Source organism: Saliniramus sp. (assembly GCF_035311605.1).
Lineage (GTDB): Bacteria > Pseudomonadota > Alphaproteobacteria > Rhizobiales > Beijerinckiaceae > Saliniramus.
This window is the reverse complement of the sequence record NZ_DATGCW010000135.1, coordinates 1-11,723: the sequence shown is the minus strand read 5'-3', so window position 1 is coordinate 11,723 and position 11,723 is coordinate 1. Positions and strand designations below refer to the sequence as shown.

8 protein-coding genes are annotated in these 11,723 nt (G+C 64.9%); 4 read left to right on the top strand and 4 right to left on the bottom strand.

The features are described from left to right. A partial coding sequence (locus VKP01_RS06655) for an ActS/PrrB/RegB family redox-sensitive histidine kinase (RefSeq protein ID WP_324411380.1) occupies window positions 1-1,194 on the top strand: 1,194 nt, incomplete at its 5' end. Window positions 1,195-1,310: 116 nt separating this feature from the next. Further along, window positions 1,311-1,874, top strand: coding sequence for an ActR/PrrA/RegA family redox response regulator transcription factor (locus tag VKP01_RS06650; protein WP_131817767.1), 564 nt, complete (start codon window positions 1,311-1,313; stop codon window positions 1,872-1,874). An 8-nt stretch (window positions 1,875-1,882) separates the two neighbouring features. Here VKP01_RS06650 and VKP01_RS06645 read toward each other — a convergent pair whose 3' ends face one another. Next, on the bottom strand, window positions 1,883-3,535 hold the full coding sequence (locus tag VKP01_RS06645) for an AMP-binding protein (protein WP_324411379.1): 1,653 nt from the start codon (window positions 3,533-3,535) through the stop codon (window positions 1,883-1,885). A gap of 252 nt (window positions 3,536-3,787) precedes the next feature. On the opposite strand from VKP01_RS06645, the gene VKP01_RS06640 reads away from it, so the two are divergent. Then, window positions 3,788-4,375 carry an NnrU family protein gene (locus tag VKP01_RS06640; RefSeq protein WP_324411378.1) on the top strand — a complete coding sequence of 196 codons (588 nt, stop codon included), beginning with the start codon at window positions 3,788-3,790 and terminating at the stop codon, window positions 4,373-4,375. Between the two features lie 10 nt (window positions 4,376-4,385). Next, a complete protein-coding gene (panB, locus tag VKP01_RS06635; protein WP_324411377.1) occupies window positions 4,386-5,216 on the top strand; it encodes a 3-methyl-2-oxobutanoate hydroxymethyltransferase in 831 nt (276 codons plus the stop codon). A gap of 28 nt (window positions 5,217-5,244) precedes the next feature. Here the strand turns inward: panB and VKP01_RS06630 are convergent, their stop codons facing one another. From VKP01_RS06630 to dapE, 3 genes are all read right to left on the bottom strand, one after another. Beyond that, the gene (locus VKP01_RS06630; RefSeq protein WP_324411376.1) at window positions 5,245-7,497 is read right to left on the bottom strand and encodes a PAS domain-containing sensor histidine kinase; all 2,253 of its coding nucleotides are present in this window, start codon (window positions 7,495-7,497) and stop codon (window positions 5,245-5,247) included. A 394-nt stretch (window positions 7,498-7,891) separates the two neighbouring features. After that, window positions 7,892-10,537 (bottom strand): aminopeptidase N, encoded by a 2,646-nt coding sequence (gene pepN / locus VKP01_RS06625; protein ID WP_324411375.1) that lies wholly within the window; start codon window positions 10,535-10,537, stop codon window positions 7,892-7,894. 123 nt (window positions 10,538-10,660) lie between these two features. Next, a partial coding sequence (dapE, locus tag VKP01_RS06620; protein WP_324411374.1) for a succinyl-diaminopimelate desuccinylase occupies window positions 10,661-11,723 on the bottom strand: 1,063 nt, incomplete at its 5' end.

Sequence of the window (11,723 nt, the reverse complement as noted above, 5' to 3'; positions counted from 1 at the left end):
TCGGCGGTTCTGAACATCGCCATCCGAATCCGCTACCCGGCGAGCCATCGCCTGCACGACGATACGGCGACGGGCCTGCTTGCCTTCGACATTGTCCAACTCGCCCTGCTGCTCTTTCTCACGGGCGGATTGCAGAATCCGTTCAGCCTGCTCTTCCTCGCCCCCGTTCTGATTTCGGCGACGGCCCTGCCGCCGTTGCGCACGCTGTTTCTGGGCCTGCTCGCCGTAGGCTGTGCGACGCTGCTGGCGCTCGCGCATCTGCCGCTGCCCTGGATACCGGGCGAGACCTTCCAGATGCCGTTTCTCTATATCAGCGGCAAATGGTTCGCGATCCTGCTCGGTGCCGCCTTCATCGGCGTCTATGCCTGGCGCATCGCGGAGGAGGGGCGCCAGCTCGCGCAGGCGCTCGCCGCGACGGAGCTGGTCCTCGCGCGTGAGCAGCACCTCTCCCAGATCGACGGCCTCGCCGCTGCGGCGGCACATGAGCTGGGGACGCCGCTCGCGACGATCACCGTCGTCGCCAAGGAGCTCGCCCGGCGCGCCCCGGCGGATACGGAGACGGCGGAGGATCTCGCGCTCCTGCGCGATCAGGCCGAGCGCTGCCGCGCCATTCTCGGCAAGCTGACCTCGCTGAGTGCCGAGGATAAACGCGGGTTTCTCGAGCGAATCACGTTGGGTCATCTGATCGAGGAGATCGTCGATCCTCAGCGCGGCATCGGAGTACCGCTGCATGTCGATATCCGGGGTGAGGGCGCCGAGCCTTATTGCCAGCGCAATGCCGGCCTGATCTACGGTCTGGCCAATCTGATCGACAACGCCATCGATTTTGCCGATTCCGACGTTCATGTGATCGCGCGCTGGGATGCGCGCGAGGTGCGCGTCGAGATCCACGATGACGGGCCGGGCATTCGCCCCGATATCCTGTTGCGGCTTGGTGAGCCCTATGTGACGAGCCGGGGTTCGGACAAACGCGGGCAGGGCGAGCGCATGCAGGGTCACGGGCTCGGAGTCTTCATCGCCAAGACGCTGATCGAGCGCACCGGCGCGCAACTCACGCTCACCAACCAGCCCGCGCCAGGGCACGGCGCCATCGCGCGGATCCTCTGGCGGCGCGAAACTTTCGAATGGCGTGACCCCGCTTTCGACATGCAGGAGCTGGATAACGCGCCGCAGGGGCCTATTTCGATACCATGACGGGTTTTCGACACGTGCGGGTCATCGGAACGTGATCTTCGCACGTAACCCGTAAAAGGGTTGCGCTCGCGGATCACTAGCGTGCAGAGCGCGCCTCAAGACGAGGAGAGAGAATGATGATCGAGGCCGAAATCGAGCGGGATGCCGTGATCGAAGGGGATAACGCCCTGCTGATCGTTGATGACGACCGCCCGTTCTCGACGCGTCTGGCCCGCGCCATGGAGAGCCGTGGCTATCGGGTGACCGTCGCCGAGAGCGTAGCCGAGGGGATCGCGCAGGTCGATGCCGCGCCCCCGGCTTTTGCGATTATCGACATGCGCCTCGGTGACGGCAACGGTCTCGAGGTGATCACCCGGCTGAAGGAGCGGCGTCCGGAAGCGCGCGGTGTCGTCCTCACCGGATACGGCAATATCGCCACGGCAGTGACCGCTGTGAAGATGGGCGCCTTCGATTACCTGGCAAAGCCGGCGGATGCGGACGAGATCGATGCCGCGCTCAAGGCCGGTCCGGAAGGGCGCGCCGATCCGCCGGAGAATCCGATGTCGGCTGATCGCGTGCGCTGGGAGCATATCCAGCGCGTCTATGAGCTGTGTGGACGCAACGTTTCCGAGACGGCGCGCCGGCTCAACATGCACCGGCGTACGCTCCAGCGCATCCTGGCCAAACGCGCGCCGCGCTGACACCTCCTTCAGGCGAGGCGTTCGCGCCTGAGCCGGATCCCGGCGGCGTCGCGATCGAATGTGTCGGGCGTCACGCCGTCATGGCGAAGCGCGTGTTTCTGGAGCTTCCCGCTCGCCGTCTTGGGCAGATCCTGCGTTACGCGGATATAGCGCGGTACCATGAAATGGGGTACGCGATCGGCCAGAAATGCGACCAGCTCCGCCGGGTCGACCGTCTCCCCCGCCACGGGGGTGACGATGGCGAGCACCTCGTCCTCAGTCTCCGCGCTCGCCACCGCCACCGCCACCGCCTCGCGCACGGCAGGATGGGCAGTGATCTCGGCTTCGAGCGCGAAGGATGAAATATTCTCGCCGCGCCGGCGGATCACGTCCTTGATGCGGTCGACGAAAAAATACCGGCCCTGATCATCCTGCCGGAACGCATCCCCCGTGTGGAACCAGCCGTTTCGCATGGATTCGGCCGTGGCCTGTGGATTACGATAATATCCCGCGAACAGCGCCCAGGGGCGGTGCGAACGGATGACCAGTTCGCCGATGCCGCCGCGCGCGACGGGGATGTCGTTCTCGTCGACGATACGCAGTTCGAAGGGCGCGCGCGGCATCCCGGCAAGGCCGGCATCATGGCCGTCCTCGCCGATTCCCGGCCCTGCAATGAGCGGGCTCGCGATTTCTGTCATGTTATAGACCGTGTAGAGCGCGGATCCGAAGCGCTCGCGGAAGCGCGGGGCGTCCTCACCGAAGGGGACGATATAGACCTTCGCGAGCGGGTGGTCGTGGTCGCGCGCATCGGGCGGTGCCTTGAGCAGGAAATTCGCCATCACGCCGAGCAGCAGCACCACCGTGGAGCCGGTATCGCGGATCGCCTGCCAGAAATCACCTGTGCGGAATTCCGGAATCATCGCCATGGTTGCGCCGCGGGCGAGGCTCGCATGGACATAGAGCGTGCTGCCGCAGTGGAAGATCGGCCCTGCGATCATGCAGCAATCATCGGGCCCGATCGCCTCAATGGCTTCCGGCCCCATCGTATAATGCTGGATATAGGTGAAGAGCACGCCCTTGGGTGCACCGGTCGTGCCGGAGGTATACATCACCGCCTGCACGTCGAAGGGCCGGATCGGCGCCTCGAGCGCTAGGCCGGTCTCATCGATGCCGACCGGGTCGCGCAGGGGGGCGATGGTGAGACCGGGAATGGCAGTGGGTTCACCATCGCCCGCGACGGTCAGGACATTGCGCAGGGCGCCGTGATCGATCTCGCGCAGCCGCTCGACCAGGGCGGGATGGGCGATCATCAGGCGCGCATCGGCATTGTCGAGGATCTGCGCCAGGGATTGCCCGCGTGCGGCGGTGTTCAACGGGATATAGACGGCGCCGAGATAGTTGATCGCAAACCAGGTCACGAGCAGATCGGGGCCGTTGCCCATCCAGCACAGCACATGCGCCCCCTGACGCACGCCGGCCTGTGCGAGGGCGCAAGCGCGTGCGCGCACGCGGTCGAGGAGTTCGCCGTAGCTCCACACTTCCGGCACGCGCTCGCGCCCGTGCCAGAAGCGGATGCAATCGCGCTGGGGATGTGTGCGCGCGCGGTCTTCGAGCATGTCGCGCAGGACGCAGTCCTCGCGCGGCGGTACGGCATCCGGCGCAATCGGCGTCAAGCCTGCCATGGTATCTCTCCCGATTTCATTCTCGTCGCGACCGCGACGCGCTCTCGGGCGGCGCCGCGATGCGTTTCTGGGTGCCGACAGGCAAACGCGAGCAGCGTGCCGCTGTCCAGCGCGCGCATACAAGCCGGGTCTGGGGATTTTGGGCAGGCGAACCCGTCCGTCAGCGCCGGCCTCCTTGCCTGCGCCGTTTTTGCGGTCGCAAAGCCGGGGTTTCCGCGTTAGAAGCATTGCATTCGGGATCCGGAGGAACAGATGGCGGTATTGATTCTCGGGCTGGTGCTCTTCATCGGCGTCCACAGCTTTACGATGATGCGCGAACGGCGCGCGGCGGCGATCGCGAAGCTGGGTCTGAACGGTTACAAGGGCATTTATTCGGCTCTGGTGCTGCTCGGTTTCGTTCTGATCGTGATCGGTTTCGCGCAATACCGCGCTGACGGCTACATCCAGGTATGGTGGCCGCCGATCTGGACGCAGCATCTCGCGGCCTTGCTCGTCCTGTTCTCATTCATCCTTCTGCCGGCCGCCTATATGCCCGGCTATATCAAGGCGAAGGCGAAGCACCCGATGCTCGCTGCGGTGAAGATCTGGGCGCTGGCGCATTTGCTCGCCAATGGCGATCTCGGTTCGATCATTCTGTTTGGTTCGCTGCTCGCCTGGGCCGTGGTCGCGCGGATTTCGGTAAAGCGGCGCAAGGATGCGCCCTCCGCCGTCAGCGCGCCGGTGACCCGTCCGCAGGCGAAATACGACGTGATCGCGCTGGTGATCGGGCTCGTCGCCTATGTCGCATTCGCCTTCTGGCTGCATTATCTGCTGATCGGTGTGCCCGTCTTCACGGCCTGAGGGGAGAGCCATGTCCGCACAATCGGCCAGCCGCCGTCTCACGGCGCCGGACATTGCCGCACGCAAGGGCGGTCGCGACGCTACGCCGATCGTCGCGCTCACCGCCTATACGGCACCGATGGCACGGCTCGTCGATCATGTGGCGGATGTCATCCTCGTCGGCGATTCGGTCGGCATGGTGGTGCATGGCTACGATTCGACCCTGCCGGTCACCGTCGACATGATGATCCTGCATGCGCAGGCGGTGATGCGCGCCTCGACGCGGGCGCTGGTCGTCGTTGACCTGCCCTTCGCCGCTTATGAGGCCGGCCCGGTGCAGGCTTTCGAGGCAGCGGCGCGAATCATGAAGGAGACCGGCTGCGGCGCGGTGAAGCTGGAGGGCGGTGCGCATATGGCGGAGACCGTGCGCTTCATCTCGCAAAGGGGCATTCCCGTGATGGGCCATACCGGGCTCACGCCGCAAGCGATAGCGTCTCTGGGAAGCTTCCGCGCGCAGGGGCGCGAGCGGGCGCAATGGCCGCAGATGATCGCCGATGCGCAGGCGATCGCCGGGGCCGGCGCCTTCTCCGTCGTGGTCGAAGCGGTTGCCGAGCCGCTCGCGGTGGAGATCACGAAAGCCGTGCATGTGCCCGTCATCGGCATCGGCGCATCGCCGCAATGCGACGGGCAGATCCTCGTGCTCGACGACATGCTGGGGCTCACCGCGCGCACACCGAAATTCGTCAAGCGCTATGCCGAGATCGGGGCGCAGGCCGAACGGGCGCTTGCCGATTATGCCCAGGAGGTGCGTGAGCGCCGCTTTCCGTCGCCGCAGCAGACCTATCCCGAGCGCCAGGGCTGATCAGAAAGCCTGAGCCGGGCCGATCCCGTCACGCCGCGTGCGGCAGGGCCTGGTAGCTGTTGAGCGGCAGGTGGACGAGCACGATCGTGCCGACGCCGACCTGCGAGCGGATACGCAGATTGCCGCCATGCAGCGCCGCGAGGGATTTGGCGATGGCGAGGCCGAGCCCGGAGCCCTGATAGGTGCGCGAGAACTCGCTCTCGACCTGCTCGAACGGGCGCCCGATCTTCTTCATGGCTTCCTGCGGGATGCCGATACCGTCATCTTCCACATAGAGATTGATCGCATCGTTGACGATACGTGCTCGCAACGCGATGCGCCCGTTATCATCGGTGAACTTGACGGCATTCTGCAGGAGATTGACGAGGATCTGCTGGATGGCGCGCTCGTCGGCGAAGAGCCGGGCCTGCGGCGCTTTCTCGATGGTGAATTCGAGCCCCTTGGCGCGGGCGAGTTCGCCGATCATGCGCGATGCGCGCTCGATCACCTCGTCCACCGCGATATCCTGCTTCTCGAGCTTGATGCGTCCGGCCTCGATGCGCGACATGTCGAGGATGTCGTTGATCACCGAGAGCAGATATTCTCCCGATGAGCGGATATCATGGCAGTATTCGCCGTATTTGCCGTTACCCAGCGGACCGAAGATGCCACTTTCCATCACTTCCGCAAAGCCGATGATGGCATTGAGCGGCGTGCGCAATTCGTGGCTCATATTGGCGAGGAATTCGGATTTGGCGCGGCTGGCGCCCTCGGCCTCGGCCTTCTGTTCGAGATAGCGCTCGGCCAGATCGGCGAGTTGCTGGGTCTGGGTTTCAAGCTTCTGGCGGGAGACGCGCAGGTCGCTGATGGTGGCCTTGAGGCGGCGCTCGGAATCGAGCAGGCGCTCCTCCTGGCGCTTGAGGGCGGTAATGTCCGTGCCGACGGAGACATAACCGCCATCGCCGGTGCGGCGCTCGTTGATCTGCAGCCAGCGCCCGTCCGCGAGCTCGGCCTCGAAGCTGCGCGCTCCGGTCTCGCGACCGGCATTGCGGGGCAGTTCCTGCTCGACGATCGGCTGATCGGCTTCCGCCATGACCAGCGCATAGGCGGTACCCGGCGCGGCTTTGGCATGGTCGAGCCCGTGCAACTCGCGGAATTTGGAATTGCACAGAACCAGCCGGTTTCCCGAATCCCACAGCACGAAGGCCTCGGAAATCGCATCGACCGCATCGCGTAGGCGCATATCGGCCTCGGCGGTGCGCTGGGCGAGCTGGCGCTGGTCGGTGACATCGACGCAGATCCCGATCAGATGGCGCGACCCGTCATCCTGATCATCGACGAGCTCGGCCCGCGCGCGCAGCCAGACCCAGCGGCCCTGTATGTCGCGGATGCGGAATTCGTGATCGACCACCGATGCGCGCGAAGCGGCGAGTTCATCGGCAAGGGCGAAGAAATCCGTATCGTCGGGGTGGATCAGATCGTTGACGTCGCCGAAGGAGAGGAACTCGTCCTCGCGGGTATAGCCGAGCATGGCATACATCGAATCCGACCAGTAGATTCGCCCGCGCGCGATATCCCAGTCCCACAGGCCGCAGCGTCCGCGGTTGAGGGCGGAATCGATCCGCCGCCCGACCTTCTGGCAGACATGGTCTGCAGTGCGCGCCCGCGAGGCTTGCAGGAAATAGGCTGCGCCAAGGCCGATCAGAACGACGATGGTGGCGGCAAGAAGCGAAAACTGCGATTGGCTGCGTTGCCGGCTGGCGGCGAGGATGCTCTGCGTCGTATGGATCACCGCAAGGTGCGCACCATCACCCAGCGCATGGAGGCTGGCGATCACGGCAGTTTCATCGGGCAGTGTCGCGGATACGGCGCCGGAATCCGCGCTCAGAGCATGCAGGGCCGGATCCTGTCCGAGCAACTGGTGCAGGGTATTGATGCCAACAGGCCGGTATTCACCCCCGGCAAACCCGAGAATTGCACTGTCGCCATCGGCCAGGGCGAGAAAGCGGCCTGTCTGATCGAGCTCGGCGGGAAGGTTCTGCATGAAGGTGTCGAGGCCGGTCTGACGCGCATGCGCAGGCCTGTCGACGAGGCTGTTCACGGCCAGCTGACCGATGAGCGTGGCTTCGGTTGCGGCCTGCCCGAGCGCCGCCTGATGATCGCTGCGGGATTGGAGGAAGACGGTGGTGCCGAGGGTGATGAGGAAGATGCCGAGCAGGACGGGAACGGCGCGCTTGAGCCATGGGTCGGCACGCTCGAGCCGTCCGAGTGCCGGGTGGGCGCCAGCCCCGATGACGCCCAATATGCTCCCGCCGCGCGCAGAAGCGCACGTTGTCTCCGCGCCTGTCATGCGCAGACCCCCATCGTGTTCGGTTATTTGGTCCCGGGAGACGTGCCGCATCTGCCCGAATCACACATAATAGAATCCTGTAGAAAAAATTTGTCCAGACTTGCATTCAGCAAATTTTAAGGTTCGCGAAATCCATCGCTCCGCGTCTTGAAGCGGTCGCGCGGTGTCTGATTCAAGGTATTGGTATTTCGAATCTATTCGTGACGATCGTGAAATCGGGCTGACCGGCGTCTCGGGTGATTCGCGCGGAAAGCGTGGCAATAATGGAATTGCGGCAGCGCACAAGGGGGTTGCTGCAGTGCGAATTATCCACCGCGGGGGCAAATCACCCGGGACTGGAGGCAAATCAGTCGAGTGTGCGCTGCACGATATCGGCGACGTCGCCGGACAGGCCGTCACGCGACGCGACGCGTTCGAGCGCCGCCTGCGCCTTCGCCCGCCGTCCCGGCTCCATCATCCGCCATGAATTGAAGGCGGTCAGCAGGCGGGCCGCGACCTGCGGGTTGCGCGTATCGAGCGCGATCACCTGATCGGCGAGAAAATCATACCCGGCGCCGTCCGCCCGGTGGAACTGGGTCGGATTGTTCATGGCGAAGGCGCCGATCAGCGCGCGCACGCGGTTGGGGTTGTTGATGGAGAAGGCGGCATCCTGCATCAGCTTCGCGATCGCGGCGAGGGTGTCCGGTTGAGCGCGGCCGGATTGCAGCGCGAACCACTTGTCGATGACCAGCGGCTCGTCGTCGAAGCGGTTGCGAAAATCGGTCAGCAGGCGCTGGCGCAGGGAGTCCGGCACCGTCGGGCTGTGGACGGCGCTGGTCAGGGCGGCCAGCCGATCGGTCATGTTGTCGGCATCGTCATATTGGGCTGCTAGCGCTTCAGTGATCCCCGCAGCATCGGCCTTGACCAGAAGGTCGAGTGCAATGTTACGCAGGGCCCGCACACCGGCGGAAGCGGCATCCGGGCTGTAGGGGCCGGCTGCGACCGGTATTGCGCGCAAGGCCCCGAGGCGTGGCGCGAGCGCGCGTGCGATCGTGTCGCGAAGGGCTTCACGAGCCCGGTGAATCGCGTCGGGATCGACATCCTTGCCGATCTCCTGGGCGATCTCCGATTCCGGAGGCAGGGTCAGCATCAGTGCTGCGAAGGCGGGATCCTGCGCGGCTTGCGCATCGAGAAAGCTCCCCAGCGCCTCGGCCAGCGCCTGCGTGGCGGTTTCGCCGGCGGCATCACCCTCGCCCCGGGCTGCGCGCGTCAGGAGCCGTGTCGCGACATTCTGCCCCGCCTGCCAGCGGTTGAAGGCGTCGCTGTCATGGCGCACCAGCGTCAGGAGACCGGTATCGTCGAGATCGAGGCTCAGCCGCACCGGCGCGGAGAAGCCGCGCAGTACGCTCGGTACGGGGCGCGCGTCGACATCCCTGAAAATCAGGCTGTCACTGGAATGGCGCAGCACGAAGACGCCGTCGCTCAGGCCTTCCGCCCGGTGGTCGAGCGCCCCGCCATCGTGATCGACGAGACCGAGGGCGATGGGGACGACCAGCGGATCCTTCGTCGGCTGGCCTGGTGTGGACGGGGTCGATTGCGCGAAATCGAGCCGGTATTGCCGCTTGTCGGAATCGTAATGGCTCGAGACGACGACACGCGGTGTGCCGGCCTGCTCGTACCAGAGCGCGAAATGCGTCAGGTCTTGACCCGAAGCTTGCGCAAAACAGGCGAGGAAGGCCTCGACCGTGGTGGCCTCGTTGTCGTGGCACTCGAAATACAGATCCATGCCCCGGGCGAAGGCGTCGTCGCCGAGCAGGATCTTGAGCATGCGGATGATCTCGGCGCCTTTTTCATAGACGGTCGCAGTGTAGAAATTGTTGATCTCGCGGTATTCGCGCGGGCGCACCGGATGGGCCAGCGGGCCGGCATCCTCGGTGAATTGCCGCGCGCGCAGTGTCCGCACCGCGTTGATGCGCTCCACAGCGCGCGAGCGCTCGTCGCTGGAGAATTCCTGATCGCGGAAGACGGTGAGGCCCTCCTTCAGGCAGAGCTGGAACCAGTCGCGGCAGGTGATGCGGTTACCGGTCCAGTTGTGGAAATATTCGTGCGCGATGATCGCCTCGATATGGGCGTAATCGGCATCCGTCGCGGTGTCGGGGGAGGCGAGGACGTATTTGTCGTTGAAGATATTGAGACCCTTGTTCTCCATTGCGCCCATGTTGAAATCGGATACGGCGACGATGTTGAACACGTCGAGATCGTATTCGCGCCCGAAGATCTTCTCGTCCCAGCGCATCGAGCGCTCCAGCGCGTCGAGCGCGTAATGCGCGCGCTCCTCCTTGCCGCTTTCGACGTAAATTGCCAGCCGCACCGCGCGCCCGCTGCTGGTCACGTAATCGCGCGAGACGCTGCCGAGAGCGCCGCCGACCAGCGCGAAGAGATAGGAGGGTTTGGGATGCGGGTCGTCCCAGACGGCGAAATGGCGCCCGCCGGGGAGATCGCCGGCAGCGATGGGGTTGCCGTTGCCGAGGAGGATCGGCGCCTCGTCCCGGGCGGCTTCGATGCGGGTGGTATAGACCGCCATCACGTCGGGACGGTCGAGGAAATAGGTGATGCGGCGAAAGCCCTCCGCCTCGCATTGGGTGCAATAGGCCCCATTCGAGCGATACAGCCCCATCAGCTTGGTATTCGCTGTGGGGTCGATCACCGTCCCGATGGTCAGGCTGAATGCTTCCCGGGGCGGGTTCGCGATGGTGAGCCGGTCCGGCTGGCAGCTATAGGCGGATTCCGCCAGCGCCTCCCCGTTGAGCGCAAGGGCTTCGAGCGTGAGTTCGTCACCATCGAGCGCAAGAGGCGCGCCGGGCGTGCCTTCCGGATTGGGCCGGATCGCGAGCATGGCCCGCACCTTCGTCGCATGCGCATCAAGGGAGATATCGAGATCGACCCGGTCGATCAGGTAATCGCTCGGGCGGTATTCCTCGAGGCGGATCGCGCGGGGGCTCTCGGTACGCATGAAGACTCCGTATGCTTGTTCCGGGACCCGGGTTTCCGGATCCGGCGCGTTGTAGCGCGTTCGAGGGCATTGCGCCAATGGGGGTGATGCGGCCTCGGTTCCGCCAATAGTCGGAATTCGGTTCTATCTTGCGACAGCGACCTTGAAATAGCGCATCAGGATCCCGTGATAGATTGCCGTGAGCCCCTCGAGGTCGGAAATGGCGACGTGTTCATCCACCTTGTGCATGGTCTGGCCGACGAGGCCGAATTCGACCACGGGGCAATAGCTCTTGATGAAGCGCGCATCCGAGGTGCCACCGGTAGTGGAGAGTTGCGGGCGGATGCCGGTCTGCGCCTCGATTGCATCCTGCACGAAGCCGGTGAAGTCATCTGGCGGCGTCAGGAAGGCGACCGCATTGGTCGGCTCCAGGTCGAGCCGGTAGGTAACCGCGTTGCCCGCCGCCTCGCCCAGCCGCCGGTCGATCTCGGCGCCGAGCGTCTGCGGCGTCCAGATATCGTTGAAGCGCACGTTGAATACCGCGCGCGCCTCGCCCGGAATGACGTTTGTCGCCGGGTTGCCGACATCGAGGGTGGTGATTTCGAGATTGGTGGCGTCGAAATGTTCGGTCCCCGTATCGAAGGGCTCGGCCTTGAGCGCGGCTAGCAGGCGCACCATCCCGTCGATCGGATTGCGCGCGAGATGCGGATAGCCGACATGGCCCTGCACGCCCTCGACGGTGATAGCGCCCGTGAGCGAGCCGCGCCGGCCGATCTTGATCATGTCGCCGAGATTTTGCGGGTTGGTCGGCTCGCCAAGCAGGCAATGATCGAAGCGCTCGCCGCGCTTGTGCGCCCAGTCCAGCAGCTTGACCGAGCCGTTGATCGCCGGGCCTTCCTCATCGCCGGTGATCAGGAAGGCGATGGAACCGTTGAAATCGGGATGCTTCTTGATGAAGCCGAGCACGGCCGAGAGCATCGCCGCGATCGCGCCCTTCATGTCCACCGCGCCGCGCCCGTAGAGCAGGCCGCCCTCGGTCTCTGCCGCGAAGGGCGGATGCCGCCAGGCGCCTTCGTCACCGGGAGGAACCACGTCGGTATGGCCGGCGAAGACCAGAAGCGGGCTCTTCGTGCCGTAGCGGGCGTAGAGATTTTCCACATCCGGCGTGTCGCGCTCGGAAAAAACCGGGCGCGAGACCGTGAACCCG

Excerpts from the sequence above, each read along its gene's own strand:
- VKP01_RS06650 (WP_131817767.1), top strand. The coding sequence starts at position 1,311 with ATGATCGAGGCCGAAATCGAGCGGGATGCCGTGATCGAAGGGGATAAC.
- pepN (WP_324411375.1), bottom strand. The coding sequence starts at position 10,537 with ATGCGTACCGAGAGCCCCCGCGCGATCCGCCTCGAGGAATACCGCCCG.
- VKP01_RS06645 (WP_324411379.1), bottom strand. The coding sequence starts at position 3,535 with ATGGCAGGCTTGACGCCGATTGCGCCGGATGCCGTACCGCCGCGCGAG.
- panB (WP_324411377.1), top strand. The coding sequence starts at position 4,386 with ATGTCCGCACAATCGGCCAGCCGCCGTCTCACGGCGCCGGACATTGCC.
- VKP01_RS06640 (WP_324411378.1), top strand. The coding sequence starts at position 3,788 with ATGGCGGTATTGATTCTCGGGCTGGTGCTCTTCATCGGCGTCCACAGC.